Raw genomic sequence first — 14,590 nt, 5'->3', positions numbered from 1 at the left:
AATTCGTCTGAGCCCTGTCTCCTTGTTTGATCATTCCCCCTCCATCGTCAAATATCTTCTGCCGGTCACCCACTCCTCATTGATGTCCATCAGGATGGATCCTGCCAGCCTGAGGAGTGACTCTTCATTGGGAAAGGCCCCTACAACTTTGGTTCTCCGTTTCAGTTCCTTGTTGACTCTTTCCATCATGTTCGTCGTTCGGATCCGCTTTGCGTGCTCTTTCGGGAACGCCGTGTAACTCATAAGTCCCGGGATGAATCTCTCGATCGTATTGGCCGCTTTCCGATATCCTCGTTCGTTCAGATCATCTGCAAGCTGCTGAAGTCTTTCCTCGTCCCCATATGCCTCCTTCAAGGACTCAGCAACTTCTTTCTGATGTTTCCGTGGAATATTCTTTAAAACCGCCCGGGTGCAATGGACCGAGCACATCTGCCACGATGCGCCGAGGAAGGCGGCTTCCGCCGCCTTCTGGATCCCGGCATGACCATCTGAGACAACCATCTTGACACCCACCAATCCTCGTTCTTTGAGGTCTTCGAACAATCCCGACCAGAACATCTCATTTTCACAATCAGTGATTCTGGCTCCCATGATTTAGCGGTAGCCATCCATTCGAACACCGGCGATCACCAGAAGAGCTTTGGTGATGTAGCGTGGTCCCTCTCTGACTTTGTAGTACGAAGCATCCACAAAGAGATAGGGAATCTCCTGTTCAATAGGCCTCTGAAGGAATGCATGGACCTGTTCATCGAGGTCCTTTGCTATCCTGGATACTGAAGCAGGAGAGAGTTGTTCGATGCCAAAATGAGCAACAATCTCCTGGATCCGGCGGGTTGAGACTCCCTGAAGGTAGGATTCAAAGATAGCATTCTCAAGAGCCTTCTCAACCCGGGAATAGCGTCCAAATACCTGTGTTTCGAAGGGGAACTCTCGGAATTGTGGTTTCTGGAGGATCGTTTCTCCATATCGGGTTTTTAGAGAGCGCTTCTTGTAGCCGTTTCGGTGAGCCTTCCGCGCATCGGTTCGTTCATACTGCTCGGCTCCCGCCTGGTGGAGGGCTTCGAGCAGCATCACCTGGTTGAGGAACCAGGTGATGAGGGTCTTCATGCCATTCTCATTATCGGAAAGATAATCTTCGATTAACGCTAAGGGATCCATGGCCCTGTTTCTCCTTTGTCCAAATCTAGGTTGGATTCAGGGCCAAATTATTTTTACAGAAAATTCGTTACACTATCGGAGCGGGATACCGGCGACGGCCAGACCCCTCCGGCATCAGCCTCACGGCAGGAGAACATAAATCTGTCGTACCCGCAATAGTGACATATGGACCAGATCGTCCGGGACCTTGTCGCCCTCGGCATGAAGGAGTACGAAGCAAAGGTGTATGCGGCCCTCGTCGGGATCGGGGAGGGGAACGCCCGCGAGATCCATATCGCAAGCGGCGTCCCCCGCCCCCGCGTCTAAGACATCCTGGAGGGGCTTGCCGGGAGGGGGTTTGTCGAGGTGCGGCAGGGCTCCCCCCTCCGCTACCGCCCGGAAGAGCCCGGCGTCGTGACGGCAAAACTCAGGGGGGCGCTCGAAGGAGCGGCCGACCGGGCGCTCTCCGGCCTCGATGAGTTGCGCCTCGAGGCGAGGCCGACGCCCGCCCCGATCTGGTACCTCGACGGGGAGTGGAGTATCCGCCGCCATCTCGAATCCCTCGTCCACGGCGATTATGCCGCCCTCACGGTCGTCTGCATGCTCAGGTCAGGGCCCGGCGAGTACGCCGCCCTCCTGTCTGAGGCGGTCGGGCGACATACCGTCGAGGTGGTCTTCCCCGAAGGAGCGGCGCAGGCGTGCCCCGAAGGCGTCAGGGTCACGGTTGCCGGAGAGTTCTGCCCCTTTTTCCAGGAGAAGATCTACGGGAAGGTCTTCTCCCGCCCGATCGATCACGAGGGCTCGGTCTTCTCCCTCGAGTACATCTTCATGGCCGACGACGAGGAATCCCTGATCGTCTATACCGAGAACGGGAGGCGTAAAGGCGTGATCATCACCCTCCCGTTCATCACCTGCGTCCAGCACCAGCTCGCACGGAAGATGATCGCCGGAGGCCGTGATGCCGCCGCAGCCCCGGGCCAGAAGATATACACGGGAAAAGAGAGAGTTCACACGTAGGTGAGAGAGATGGATGCCAGAACTGTCGGCGAACTGCCGAAGGAGAAAAACCCGCACGGCGTGGACGTCAGGAAACTCTACGACACCGAGAACGCCGTGATCGTCCACATCACCCTGCAGCCCGGCGAAGGGCTCAAACGGCACATCACCCCGGTGGACGTCGCCTTTTATGTCCTCGAAGGGCGGGGAGTCGTCGAGATCGGGGAGGAGCGGCAGGAGTGCGGCCCCGATACCCTCATCGAGAGCCCGGCCCGCATCCCGCACCGCTGGACAAACGAGAGCGACGCACCTTTCAGGGTGTCGTGATCAAGGTGCCGCGGCCGACCGACTCGACGCGGCTGCTGTGACCGCCTGTTTCCTCCACCGGAACGGCACCACGTATTTATAGGGGCGCGGTCAATCAGGCAGCGTGGTGAGATAGATGACAGGCGATGAGATGATCAGAGCAACAGCGGAGGAGCTCCGCAACTTCATCAGCGCAAAGGCGATCATCGGCGACCCCCTCGACCTCGGGGACAAGGTGGTCTTCTCGATCGCAACCTTCGGCTTCGCCTTCGGGGCCGGGGCCGGGCGCGGAAAGGCAGAGGAAGGAGAAGGCGGCGGTGAGGGCGGCGGTGAGGGCGGCGGCGCCGGCGGCGGGGTCAAGCCGATCGCTCTCCTGGTCGTTCACAAGGACGTCAAAGGGCCCGAAGGCGTGCAGATCTACTCCCTGACCAAGAAAGGGCAGCTCTCCGAGATCATCGAGACGGTCGGCGAGACGCTGCCGTCCGTGGTGGAGCGGGTCGGCGGCAAGGTGCTCGAGATGAGGAAGGCCTGCGCCGGAGAGGGGGAGAAGGCGCCGGAAGAGCCTGAGAAATAACCGGAGATCATGGGCGGCGGCGACCTCCCGGTACTCCTTTTTTTCCTCGCACTCCTAGCCCTGCCCCTGTACGCCCTGCTCCTCGTCCCGTTCGAGATCCGTTTTTCCGGTGGCTATGAAGCCGGGGAGGTGCGGGGGTTCTGCGCCTTCTGCTGGGCGGTCGTCTCGTTGAGATTATTATGGACGGAGGGCGCCCCATCTGCGGAGGTCGCCCTCGGCAGGAGCGTGCTCTTCTCAACGCCCCTCGGAGGGGGGGAGGAAGAGGCGGAGAAGAAGACCGGGGAAGAGGAGGAGACTGCCGCAGGGCCCGGGGCCAGGAAGGTGCTCGCCGCCGCCAGGGCGGTGCTCCCGGGTGTTCTCAACCTGCTGGGATATACCCTTGCACGCACCCGGATCGCCTGCGGGCGGATCCGGTTCAGGGCCGGGCTGGACGAACCCGCCGACACCGGGATGCTCTACGGGATCGTCCAGGCGGTGAACGGGGCCCTCATGCCGACCCCGTTCTCGATCGTGATGGAACCCCTCTTCGACGGCGGGGAGGCCGCCGGGCGGGCCGAAGGGCGGGTGCTGATCGAGCGCCCCCTCACAATCCTGATCGCGGCGGCGCTCTTTGCGGTCTCGGCACCGGTGCGGACCGCCGTCTGGCCATTGATCCGGGGTGAAGCATGAGGGAGGAGACGGTCGTCGAAGCAGGCGAGGCACGGGTCGCGGCCGGGCGGGCGATCGTACCGATCGTGAGGACGCAAACGATCGTCGCCGGACCGGGACTGTTTCTCACGGCTGAGCTGATCGGGCTCGTGATCGCCGGAGAGGGATGGGTGCGCCTGTTCTCCTGCGGGGTGGCGGAGGTCCCGGACGACATCGTTGCCAGGGCGGTCGGGCGGGCACGGGAGGCCCTTTCGGTCACTTCGCCGGGCCAGCACGGGAGGAAATGACTTTTCCCGGATAATCATTAAAAAATCTACCTTAAAGCACACATAGTAACAATATTAAAAGTTTTTATAGCATCATTGCTGATCTTGCTTTATGGAACATCAAGCATCATGCCACTATATGAACCTCGACCGCACCTTCACGGTCGAAGACCTCGCCGCATTCCACAGCCACCTCGGCCCGTACATCGTGCTCGGCTACCGTATCGGGAGGTTTGCACGCGAGCAGATCTGCAAAGACCCCTTTTCTCTCAAGGCACGGGTCTTCTGCACCACCATCCCGCCGCAGTCATGCCTGGCCGACGGCGTGCAGCTCGGGAGCGGGTGCACCCTTGGCAAGCGGAACATCGAACTGATCAGGAGCGACGACGTTTACTGCGAGTTCGAGAGCGACGGCAAAACCGTCAGGGTCGTCCCGGCTCCCTTCTTCCTGCCCCCCCGCGTGGAAAACGACGATTATGAACGGCAGATCGAGGAGTACGCCGAAAAAATGTACTACCTCCCGGACAGCGATCTCTTCTCTGTCGAGCGCCTGGCATGACCGCCGGCACCATCGAACTCTCCGGGGTTTCCACCGCTTACGAGGGCTCTGACCTGCCGGTGATCAGGGGGATCTCGTTTTCCATCGCGGCCGGGGAGTTTGTCGTCGTGGGCGGGCCCAACGGTGCCGGCAAGACGACGCTGCTCGAGACGATCAATGGCATGCTCCCGATCACCAATGGACAGGCGACAGTCTGCGGCCTCGATGTGGCGGCCCATGGTACCGAGGTGAGAAAGCGGGTGGGCTACGTGATCCAGAACTTCGCCTTCGATCCCCTTGCCCCTTTCACCGTCGGGAACGTGGTGATCATGGGGCGCTACGGCCTCCTGGGGTATGGCCGGCAGCCCCGGGAGGAGGACCATCGCGCCGCCGAAGAGGCGATGCACCTCCTGGGCATCGAAGACCTCGTCGACCGACCGATCGGCAAGTTATCCGGGGGACAGCAGCAGAAGGTGCTCATCGCCCAGAACCTCGCAAAAAAACCCGAGATCCTCCTCCTGGACGAACCCTTTTCGAACCTCGATCTTTTCGCCCGCTCCTTTGTCGGCGAGATCCTCACCAGCATCGCGGAGGCCGGGTGCACGGTGGTCATCGTCTCCCACGCCTTCGACGCCCTTCCCGGGCATGATATCAGAATCCTGGCGATGAACGAGGGAAGGATCAGCATGGACGCCCACTGCCGCGGGGACGAGGTGGAGGAGCGGATCAGGCGCCTGCCGGGGGCCGTCCATGCTTGAATTCCTCATCCAGAACAATATCATCTGCCATGCGGTGGAGGCGATGCTCTTCGCCTCGATCGCCTGCAGCATTCTCGGCGTGATCATCACGCAGATGGGCATCTCGTCCATCGGGTTCACCATGACCCATGCCGCATTCGCGGGGGCGTCGGTCGGGATCTTCTTCGGCGTCGGCGGGACGATGGCGGCGATCCTGGCAAGTCTGCTCATCGCCACCATAATCGGTCCGCTCTCCGAGAAGGCGCGGATGTCCACCGACACGATCCTGGGCATTCTCTTCGGGATGATGATGGCGATCGCCATTTTCTTCGTCTCGTACATGCAGTACCTGGGCACTGCGGTCAACGCGAGCGCCCTGCTCTTCGGCAACGTCATCTCCCTCTACCGGGAGGAGATCTACGCCCTTGCCGTCATCTCCGTTCTCGCCATCGTGTTTGTGGCGGTTTTTTCAAAGGAGATCACGGCGATCATCTTTAACCGGAAGATCGCCGAGGCCGCCGGGATCAGGGTCAGGCCCATCTATTACGCCCTCCTCTTCATGATCGCCATCTCGGTCTCGCTCTCCCTCAACATCATCGGCGGGCTCCTTCTCTATGTCTGGCTTGTCACCCCGGCAGCGATCGCCTACCAGTTCTGCACCACGGTGCGCGGCCTCTTCCTCTCAGCCCCGCTCATCGCCGGGAGTGTCAGCGTGGCCGGGGCGTGGATCGGGCTCCAGTATTCCCTTCCGGTCGGCCCCCTCACGGCGGTCGCCTTCAGCGCCCTCTTCCTGGTGGCGGTGCTGATATCGCCGAAGCGGCGGGTGCCGAAGGGGGCCTGAGCCAGAGATCATAGATGCAAAATTCTATCACATCAATTAGTAAAATTTATTAATTTTTTAACACTAAGGTAGGCTCATGCTCAAATTAAGTACCATATGCGGGATCGCACTCTCGCTTTTCATCCTCTGTTTCTGCAGCGTCACACCCGTAGCGGCCCTCGACGTGGTCGCCACGACGAGCGTGCTCTGGGACCCGGCGCAGGCGATCGGCGGCGAGCACGTCGAGGTGATCTATGTCGCAGACCCAAGCATCTGCCCGCATATGCAGGGCGATGTCATCGACGCACGCATCCAGATGAACAGGGACTTCATCGCATCTGCAGACCTTTTCCTGGCCTACGACTCTTCGATGGACAAGGCGATCGTCATGCCGGCCATACAGGACTTCATGCAGGCGAACGGCTATGGCACCGTCACCTGGACCGTGCCTGCGGCCGCAGACTGGAACACCCCGGAGAAGGCGAAGGTGCTTGCCGAAGATATCAGGGATATTCTGGTCGCAGCCGATCCGACCAATACGACTTCGTATGAGGCGAGATACAACGCCTACTGCGACACGATCGATGCCGCAGACATCACCGGGGGCGATCGGGCGCGGGTCGAAGGGCAGGACGTCGTGGTGATGGTCTGGCAGCGCGAGGCCGCCGAGGCATGGCTTGGCCTCAACGTCGTCAGCATCTTCGGCCCTGAGTTCTATATGGGCGGACAGTTCACCCCGGCAAAGATCGTCGACGACATCAATGCAAACCCCGAAAAATACCGGAACGTGAAATATGTCATCGAGAACATGCAGTCGGGCGAGCTCGCGAAGGGGATCGAGGAGGCGCTCCATGACAGGGGGATTGCCGCCGACCGCGTTATCTTCACCAACTTCCCGAAATCCCTCCCTGGCGTGGAGTCGATACCGGGCGTGCTCGAGCACAACAAGGAGATCGTCATGGCCAGCCCGAACACCGGCGGCGGAGACCGGGAAGACAGCCCTGCAAGCCTCGCCACCAGCCTTTCTGCCGGAGAAGAGACGGAGTTCTCCTTCGAAAACGGCGTTCTCAGCCGGATCGTCCTGGTCCCGGAGGAGGACATGGCATCGGTCGTGATGAATGTCCAGGTGTTCGCTTATTTGCCGGGCGGGACGACGGCGCCGGAGAACGCCACCTATCACTACCTCGACATCTCCCCCACGCCGGCCCTGAGTGGAGGATGCAATGCCACGATCGAGTTTACCGTCGGGAACTCATGGATGACGGCGCAGGGCGCCGGCCCTCTGGACATCGCCCTTCTGCACTGGCATAACGGCGCATGGGAGCGGCTGACGACTGAGTACCTCGGGACAGACGATGACGGAACTCACCATTACCGGGCCTTCTGCACCGGTTTTTCGCTGTTTGCGATCACGTACGCGGCAGGAGCGGCCGTCGCCGCCGAGATCGAAACCACACAGCAGACCGTCACGCCGACGACTGATGCCACGGAAACGGTGAATGTTGCAAAAACGACCACAGCGACATCGTACACCCCCGCCGCCACCCCGGCGAAAACCGGAGCAGAGGCAACCACCCCGCAGCCCGCCCCCCTGCCGATCGCCCTCGCCCTCGGGGCGCTCGTTCTCGCCGCGGGGCTGAAGTGGCATTAACGCTCTTCTTTTTTCCACCAGATATGGGCGAACCTGGACCGGCCCCGCATGACAGGCCCCTCTTCCCCGCATTCAAGCCAGCCCTCAAGGGCGTTTGCAAGGACCTGCCGCTGCCGCTCGTCCACCGCCGAGAACCGCGGCGCATAATACGAGAGGGCATCCTCCAGACTCGAAAAGCGCCGTTCTTCGGTGAAGGCGTGCATCGTGATCTCGGGACGGCGCCCCGTCTCCTCAAGGAGGCGGAAGACCACCCAGGCCTTCGGCACCGGACGGTACCGGGCGCCGTGGAGGGCCGGCCAGAGGGCCATATACCGCCGCTCCCATGCCGGCGTCCCCGCATGCCAGAAGATATGCACCGACCCCGCGGCGACCGCCTCCATCTTTTCGAGGGCGGCGGCGAGATCGGGCATCGCAAGCGAGAAGGAGGAGATGACCACGTCGTACGGGGGATCGAGGTCCAGGCCGGGGTCCTCCCACCGCCCCTCCACGACCCTGATATTTTCAAGCCCCGCCTCAGCCGCCCGCTCCCGCAGCACCGCCGCCATCCCGGCGGCCGGCTCGACGGCATCGACCCGCCGCACCAGCCGTGCGATCGGGAGGGTGAGGGTGCCTGGCCCGGCGCCGATATCGAGCACCGCGTGTTCCGGCCCGAGGGGGAGGGCGGCCAGGCACTGCTCCACCCGATCGCTCTCTCCGACGCCCCGGTCATAGCGGCGGGCGGTCTCTTTCTCCTTCCAGAGTGCGCCGCCGCTCACGAAGCCCGGGCTCGACCGGTGCGCCGCCAGCCGCACCCGCCACACCCTGTTCCAGTCGATCCCGGCATCCATGAGAGAACAATCGTCCCTGAAACAGAAAAAACCGACCGTGCCTGCCGGGGACGGGCGCAACGCTCATATGGTGCTTCGAACAATGGAACCCCTGGTGAAAAGTCCATGGACAGGACAGGTATTGGAATGGTCGTCGCAGGGCTGGTGCTTGCCGCCATCGGCATATACGGCATTATGCTCCTCCCGCCTGAAGTGGTCGCTTTCCTCGTCGGCCTCGTCGAACTCGCCGTCGTCATCGTCGGCCTCGGGCTGATCGTGATCGGGGCGGTCATGGCAAAAGACTGATCGTCCGGGCAGTATGGGAGGATGGGGGCCTCTCCTGCACCACCTCTATGAAAAAATCGGTTCTTCGTCCTTAGACAGAGGGGAACCCCCGGGCACACAGGAGCAAAGAGCAAAAAAAGTTATTCAGGGTTCTGTTTTGCCTTCTTCCACGAATAGACGATGACGCCCCCGACCGCCACGACCGCGAGAAGGATCAGGGCGATCGCCCATGCCGGGAACGATCCGCTCTCCCCGGGGGCCACCGTGCCGGTGGACCCGATCGAGATCGGAATGGTTGAACGGTAGGCGTTCCCGTCCTCATCCTTGTATTCGATGACGAGCGGGACCGAGTCCGCATCTTCAGCCGTGAAGGTGACATCGAAGCTCGAGAGGTCGTCGGGGTCGAGAGAAGCGACCGGATAGACCCGGTTCGGCTCGACCGGGACGGCCGGGGCGCCGACGGTGATCACGACGGCCTTCGCCACCTCAAGGCCGGCATTGGTGACGTCGCCGCTCGCCCGGTAGACGCCGCCCTCCCTCGTCACCTCGATCCCGGAGACGACGATCTCGGCCTGTTTCTTGTCCTCAGAGAAGGTGATCGGGAGGCGAGCAGAGGTGCTCCTCTGGTTGTTCCCGTTGCGGTAATCCACGTTCAAGACCAGATCGGTCTCCCTGGACGGCGTGATCTCAAAGGAGACCTCGGCCATACCATCAGGAACGAGGGCCCCGGCAAACACGCTCGTCGGTGTGCTCACGATCCCATCCCCCAGGGGCACAATGGTGACGCCGTTGATCTCGCCTGAGCGCGGGTTGCTGACCTTCACCTTTATCGTCGCTTTTTTCCCCTCGGCGAAAGAATCTGGGCGCTCCATGACCGATATCCGCGGTTCGGTGCTCTCCACCTTCACCGTGACCGGGGACCGGAGCGAACCGGCGTCCCTGAAATCGATCACAAACGGCGGGTAGAATATCCCGTCCCCTGTGGACGCCCGCACCGTAAACGTGAACGAGACCTCGTTACCCGGGCCGATGGAGCCGAAGGTCTGGTAGGGGTTGTCCAGAATGACGATGTTTCTCTCCGTGAACATCCTGGCGCTTCTGAGGGCAACGCTCTCATCGGCGGTGTTTTTCACCGTCACCGTCACCGTCGCCGCATCGCCGGGCATGAGCACGGCTGGGTCGACCGAGAACCCGGTGACCGTGACGCGTGCGGCGTTCTCCTGGGGGGTGGCGCCGGAGACGACCCCTGCAAGCAGGAGGACAAAGACCGCACAGAACAGCAGGCATCTTTTCATTTATATAACTCCCAGAGATACTATCTGATAGATAATATATATCCCCACCGGCACGCCCACCGTGATCGCCGCGTTTTTCAGCGTGAGATTTCTCGCATGCTTCATGCCGAAGATCCAGATGTTCGCGCTCCAGAGGAGGAAGACGATCGTGATCCCAACGACCGCCGTCATCATGGGAGAGTGCGTGACCGTCGCCTGGAACGCCGTCACCGCCGCCGGATCGGTGAAATCGATCTGGGGGAGGGTGACGGACGAGGTGAACTGCGCCGTCAGGACGAGAGAGATCGCCGAGGAGAGGGCCGTCGGGACATAGCCGTAGCCGGTGAACTCAAGGGTTTTTTTCAGGCTCCCGCTCCCTTTGAACACGGACGAAATCGCATAGAAGATAATGGCGACGACCACCCAGCCGATCAGGGAGAAGATCGGCGTGGCGACCGCTCCTGCGACGGCGATGATCCCCATGATGCCCTGCGCCTCCGCGGGGAAGGCCGGGGTGAGCATGTTCGTGATCAGGTATGCGGCGATCCCGCCGATGATCCCGGTCACGAGCACGAGGGCTGCCGGCAGCATCAGGTCAGGCGCACGATCCGCCATTTTCCGAAAGAAGGCGTCAGGATTGAGGAGAACCTCAACGATCGGATGACTCATGAAGATCACTCGCGCGGGGCGCGCATATATACCATCGGGTCGTCAGTCCTCGAGGGCGAGCAGGACCGCCTTTCGAAAGATGATCTCGGGCACGACATAGCCGGATCGCACCTCCCCTTCATACGCGCACTCAGGGTGGCCGAGTTCCTCCATCCGGGACGGCCCGGTGCAGTAGCGCTGGGCCCCGGCGGCCTCGTCGATCAGGTCGGCAAGAGGGGCGCCGTTGAACCAGACGCCGGCCCCTTCATCGGTCTGCTCCACCTTCACCTGGACAGAAACCCCATTTTCTTCGAGAAGAGGAATGATTTCCCTGAGCAGATCAGGGAGTGACCGATCGGTATCCGACGAGCGGTACGGGCAGAGGGCGGTCCCGACCCGCCGCCAGAGCAGAACAAACCGGTCCTTCATTCCCCACCACTCCGCATTCTCTCGTTCATGGAGGAGATCTTGTCCGGCACCCAGATGAACCGATCCCCTGGAGCATCCCCACAGGGCCCCGCAGGCACAATTCCTTCAGTGCTTCCTGAGGAACTCACGCACCTTCTCGGACGCGATCCAGCCGCGATCGAGTTGCGTGATGATCCCGTCGATGATCTCTGCCTGCTCCAGGATCCGCTCCTTTTGCTCCTCCTCGCAGTAAAGGTCGGCGACACCGACGATCACGGCGAGCGGGTTTCTGATCTCGTCGCCCAGGGTGGCGAACTGCCCGATGTTCCGGTCGATCTGCGCAAACGCCTCGGAGCGCATCCTCTCCATCTGTTTGCGCTCGGTGATCTCGCGTGCCGCCCCCTGCATCCCGATCACCGTGCCGTCCGCATAGAGGGGGGCGGCGTTGATCTCCAGGTAGCCGCTGGCACCGTCCTTTTTCAGGAAGAGTACCTCCAGCCCCTCCAGGCTCCCCCCACCGGCGACAGCGGAGAAGGCTTCGGCGCAGCGTTCATGATCCGCCGGATCGGTCAGGTCCACAGAGGATCTCCCGAGCAGGTCCGCGGGCTCGTAGCCGGTCACCCGGAGGACCGAGGGAGAGAGATAGGTGAAGCGGCCCCCGATGTCCGTAGAAAAAATGATGTCGAATGAACTTTCGGCAATGCGCCTGAACTTTTCCTCGTTCTCCTGCAGGATCCGCTCCGAGCGCCGCCTCAGCCTGATATGGGCGACCAGGAAGACGACGGTGATCGCAAGGGTGGCGATCGCAAACACCCCGGCAACCGCCACGCTCCGGTCGACCTCGATCAGCCGCGACGGCCTGTTGATCACGGCGCTCCCCCCGGGCAGAGAGGAGCCCTCAAGACCGTAGCGCTGGAGCTGGCGATAATCAAAGACATAGCGCCCCTGCAGGTCGGTCTTCACCGGGATCGCCGAGGCCGGTTCGCCGTCGAGGATGCGCAGCCCCATTGCGGCGGCCGCCTCCCCCTGCTCTCTCCCGAAGAGGATCTTCCCACCGACGATCCCGTGACCAAGATAGAAGTCCCACACCCCGTAGACCGGGACGGCCGACGCCGCGGAGATCGGACCGGCGACGTCGGCATATTCGTAGTACGTCCCGTCGGGGCTGCGGTAGTAGGTCATCAGCAGGACGATCGTGTCGTCCTGAAGGTTCTGCACCGTCTCCTCGATCTGGTCCAGGGTCGCATCGCCCGAGTAGGTGAAGGTCAGGCGACCGGCATAGCGGTCCGCGGCACCCTGGAGGATCCGCAGGTTCGAGATCCCGGTCTCGGTGGCGTCGTTCACCACAAAAACATTCTTTATCCCGGGGTTGAGGAAGAGGGCGGCGTCGAGGGTGCCGTCCACGTCATAGACCTCGACGATCCCGGTGCAGTTCTCCCAGCCTTCGAGATCGGCCTCGTCAAAATAGTTCAGGCCGCAGAATACGACCGGGACACCGGGAAAAAGGGAGGCGTGACGGTCCTGGAGGAAATGAAAGGCGTAGTCGTCCAGACAGATGACGAGGTCAAACGTGACTCCTGCAAACTTCTGTCCCAGAATGGCCTCCTCCCGGTCCCCGTAGCCCGCATCGCCGAGACGGAGGGTGTCCATGTACTCGACATAGAGGTCGATCGGCGTTTCGGCGGTATCGAAGACCGACCTGGCCCCCCCGGTCATCTCGTCGGTCCAGGAGAGGCCCTGGTGGTAGGAATGGAGAAGAAGCACTTTTTTTGCGGGCTGCTCTGCTGCAAGCGCCGGGACTGCGAGGGAGGAGAAAAGAAAAATGAGGAGGATGAGAGCGAGAGAACGGCACCTATTCCGGGACGGTCCTTCTGCTCTCATCTACTACCTTCTCAATTATCCGCTCTTTTTCCAGGCCCGTATCCGGCGCATCGCCTCTTTCAGCGTCGGCAGGGAGGCGGCATAGCTGACCCGGATCCAGCCGGGCGCATTGAACGCCGCCCCCGGTGTCGCCGCCACATGGGCATCGTTCAGCCATGAACGGGCGATCTCGAGGTCGTCGCCCTCCACCCGCACGAAAGCGTAGAAGGCGCCGTCGGGCGGGGCGACCGCATAGCCCATCGAGGTGAACTCGTCGAGCATGTACATCCGCCTGGCCTCGAACTCTTTGCGCATCGCCTCGACACAGGACTGGTCGCCTTTCAGGGCCGCAACACCGCCCCACATCACGAAGGTCGCCGGGTGGGAGACCGAGTGCTGCTGCACCTTCGCCATCTGGCGGAGGACCGGGAGGGGGGCGACCGCATAGCCGAGCCGCCAGCCGGTCATCGCATAGGCCTTGGAAAAGCCGTTGACCGTGATCGTCCGACCGGCCATATCGCCGATCGAGGCGAGGGAGATGTGCTCTTTCCCGTAGATCAGTTTCTCGTAGATCTCGTCGGAAAGAGCGAGGAGGTCGTAGTCCTCGCAGATATCGGCGACGAGTTTTAAGGACGCTCTCGAGAGCACCGTCCCGGTGGGGTTCGAGGGGCTGTTGACGATGATCATCTTCGTCCGCGGCCCCACCCGTTCGAGAATTCTGTCGTCGATCTGGAACGAGGGCTCCTTGAGGGCGTGGTGGACGACCCGGCCCCCGGCCATCTGGACGCAGGGCTCGTAGCTGACCCACGAGGGATCAGGGAGGACCACCTCGTCGCCCGGGTTCAGGCAGGCCTGCATCGCCTGAAAGATGGCGTCCTTCGCTCCACAGGTGGCGATGACGTTTTCGGGGGCGCAGGGGATGTGGTTCTCGGTCCGACATTTCTCTGCGGCGGCATGCAGGAGTTCGGGGATCCCGTTCGAGGGTGCGTAATGGGTCTCGCCGCTGGCAAGGGCGTCGCAGCAGGCCTGTACGATGTGCGCGGGCGTCGCAAAGTCGGGTTCGCCGATCGAGAGGCCGATCACGTCGATCCCCTCCCGCTTCATCCTCTTTGCGGCGTCCGAGATCTCGATCGTCGCCGAGGGGGCGACGGCGCTGACCTTCTCCGAGAGGGCCTTCATTCCAATCTCTGCACCATTTTTACGGCTGATTCAACGGCGCGCTTTGCGTAATCGATCCGCTCGGTGGCCTCGAGGCGGGTCATGCCCGGCCCCGAGATCCCGAGGGCGACCGGCTTGCCGTACTCCAGGGAGAGGTCGATGATCTTCCGGGCGGCGTGCTGGACGACGATCTCGTCGTGCTGGGTCGCCCCCTCGATGACGCAGCCGATGGTGACGACGGCGTCGATACCGTCCTGCTTGAGCAGCTTCTTGATCGCAAGCGGCATGTCGTAGGCGCCGGGCACATAGATGCAATCCGCCACCTCGGCGCCGAGAAACTTCGCATGCTCCCGCGCCTCGATCTCCATCATATAGGTGATGTCGCGGTTGAACTCCGCGACCACAAATCCCAGTGTGATTGCCATGATATAACTCCTCGAATTGATCCTGTCTCTGTTCTTTCTTTATTCTGCCGGTA

General features: G+C 61.8%; 17 protein-coding genes and 2 pseudogenes. 11 read left to right on the top strand and 8 right to left on the bottom strand.

Going from position 1 to position 14,590, the window contains the following annotated elements; genetic code table 11:
- Positions 1-30 precede the first annotated feature (30 nt).
- Positions 31-1,158, bottom strand: a pseudogene (locus tag HWN36_RS06755) (IS256 family transposase).
- A gap of 165 nt (positions 1,159-1,323) precedes the next feature.
- Between HWN36_RS06755 and HWN36_RS12030 the strand changes: the two are divergent.
- The 10 genes and pseudogenes from HWN36_RS12030 to HWN36_RS06710 all read left to right on the top strand — a co-directional run bounded on the left by HWN36_RS12030 (position 1,324) and on the right by HWN36_RS06710 (position 7,673).
- A complete protein-coding gene (locus HWN36_RS12030; protein WP_246269864.1) occupies positions 1,324-1,464 on the top strand; it encodes a helix-turn-helix domain-containing protein in 141 nt (46 codons plus the stop codon).
- 39 nt (positions 1,465-1,503) lie between these two features.
- Positions 1,504-2,154 (top strand): TrmB family transcriptional regulator, encoded by a 651-nt coding sequence (locus HWN36_RS06750; RefSeq protein ID WP_246269863.1) that lies wholly within the window; start codon positions 1,504-1,506, stop codon positions 2,152-2,154.
- A 9-nt stretch (positions 2,155-2,163) separates the two neighbouring features.
- A pseudogene (locus tag HWN36_RS06745) lies at positions 2,164-2,501 on the top strand (cupin domain-containing protein).
- 74 nt (positions 2,502-2,575) lie between these two features.
- Complete coding sequence (locus HWN36_RS06740; RefSeq protein WP_176788648.1) at positions 2,576-3,013, top strand: spore germination protein GerW family protein; 438 nt, start codon at positions 2,576-2,578, stop codon at positions 3,011-3,013.
- Positions 3,014-3,022: 9 nt separating this feature from the next.
- The gene (locus tag HWN36_RS06735; protein WP_176788647.1) at positions 3,023-3,682 is read left to right on the top strand and encodes a DUF2953 domain-containing protein; all 660 of its coding nucleotides are present in this window, start codon (positions 3,023-3,025) and stop codon (positions 3,680-3,682) included.
- Entirely contained in the window at positions 3,679-3,948 is a 270-nt protein-coding gene (locus tag HWN36_RS06730; RefSeq protein WP_176788646.1) for a hypothetical protein, read from the top strand. The genes HWN36_RS06735 and HWN36_RS06730 overlap by 4 nt, the downstream gene beginning before the upstream one ends.
- Before the next feature lie 91 nt (positions 3,949-4,039).
- On the top strand, positions 4,040-4,486 hold the full coding sequence (locus HWN36_RS06725) for a formylmethanofuran dehydrogenase subunit E family protein (RefSeq protein WP_176788645.1): 447 nt from the start codon (positions 4,040-4,042) through the stop codon (positions 4,484-4,486).
- Positions 4,483-5,223, top strand: a complete 741-nt coding sequence (locus HWN36_RS06720; protein WP_176788644.1) for a metal ABC transporter ATP-binding protein — start codon at positions 4,483-4,485, stop codon at positions 5,221-5,223. Before HWN36_RS06725 ends, HWN36_RS06720 begins: the two co-directional genes overlap by 4 nt.
- Positions 5,216-6,043 carry a metal ABC transporter permease gene (locus HWN36_RS06715; protein ID WP_176788643.1) on the top strand — a complete coding sequence of 276 codons (828 nt, stop codon included), beginning with the start codon at positions 5,216-5,218 and terminating at the stop codon, positions 6,041-6,043. Before HWN36_RS06720 ends, HWN36_RS06715 begins: the two co-directional genes overlap by 8 nt.
- 76 nt (positions 6,044-6,119) lie before the next feature.
- On the top strand, positions 6,120-7,673 hold the full coding sequence (locus HWN36_RS06710) for a metal ABC transporter solute-binding protein, Zn/Mn family (protein WP_176788642.1): 1,554 nt from the start codon (positions 6,120-6,122) through the stop codon (positions 7,671-7,673).
- Here HWN36_RS06710 and HWN36_RS06705 read toward each other — a convergent pair.
- The gene (locus HWN36_RS06705) at positions 7,670-8,500 is read right to left on the bottom strand and encodes a class I SAM-dependent methyltransferase (protein ID WP_176788641.1); all 831 of its coding nucleotides are present in this window, start codon (positions 8,498-8,500) and stop codon (positions 7,670-7,672) included. The genes HWN36_RS06710 and HWN36_RS06705 overlap by 4 nt on opposite strands.
- Before the next feature lie 105 nt (positions 8,501-8,605).
- Between HWN36_RS06705 and HWN36_RS06700 the strand changes: the two genes are divergently transcribed.
- Positions 8,606-8,785 (top strand): hypothetical protein, encoded by a 180-nt coding sequence (locus HWN36_RS06700; RefSeq protein WP_176788640.1) that lies wholly within the window; start codon positions 8,606-8,608, stop codon positions 8,783-8,785.
- A gap of 119 nt (positions 8,786-8,904) precedes the next feature.
- Here HWN36_RS06700 and HWN36_RS06695 read toward each other — a convergent pair whose 3' ends face one another.
- From HWN36_RS06695 to ribH, 6 genes are all read right to left on the bottom strand, one after another.
- Positions 8,905-10,059, bottom strand: coding sequence for a COG1361 S-layer family protein (locus HWN36_RS06695; RefSeq protein WP_176788639.1), 1,155 nt, complete (start codon positions 10,057-10,059; stop codon positions 8,905-8,907).
- The gene (locus HWN36_RS06690; protein WP_176788638.1) at positions 10,060-10,707 is read right to left on the bottom strand and encodes a YIP1 family protein; all 648 of its coding nucleotides are present in this window, start codon (positions 10,705-10,707) and stop codon (positions 10,060-10,062) included.
- Between the two features lie 42 nt (positions 10,708-10,749).
- Positions 10,750-11,115, bottom strand: coding sequence for a DUF2703 domain-containing protein (locus tag HWN36_RS06685; RefSeq protein WP_176788637.1), 366 nt, complete (start codon positions 11,113-11,115; stop codon positions 10,750-10,752).
- A gap of 105 nt (positions 11,116-11,220) precedes the next feature.
- Entirely contained in the window at positions 11,221-12,975 is a 1,755-nt protein-coding gene (locus HWN36_RS06680) for a PAS domain S-box protein (RefSeq protein ID WP_176788636.1), read from the bottom strand.
- 15 nt (positions 12,976-12,990) lie between these two features.
- Positions 12,991-14,133 (bottom strand): pyridoxal phosphate-dependent aminotransferase, encoded by a 1,143-nt coding sequence (locus HWN36_RS06675; RefSeq protein WP_176788635.1) that lies wholly within the window; start codon positions 14,131-14,133, stop codon positions 12,991-12,993.
- A complete protein-coding gene (gene ribH / locus HWN36_RS06670) occupies positions 14,130-14,537 on the bottom strand; it encodes a 6,7-dimethyl-8-ribityllumazine synthase (protein WP_004037081.1) in 408 nt (135 codons plus the stop codon). Before ribH ends, HWN36_RS06675 begins: the two co-directional genes overlap by 4 nt.
- Between the last annotated feature and the right edge of the window lie 53 nt (positions 14,538-14,590).

Origin of the sequence: Methanofollis tationis (assembly GCF_013377755.1) — an archaeon.
Classification (GTDB): domain Archaea; phylum Halobacteriota; class Methanomicrobia; order Methanomicrobiales; family Methanofollaceae; genus Methanofollis; species Methanofollis tationis.
This window is presented reverse-complemented; position numbering and strand designations above follow the sequence as displayed.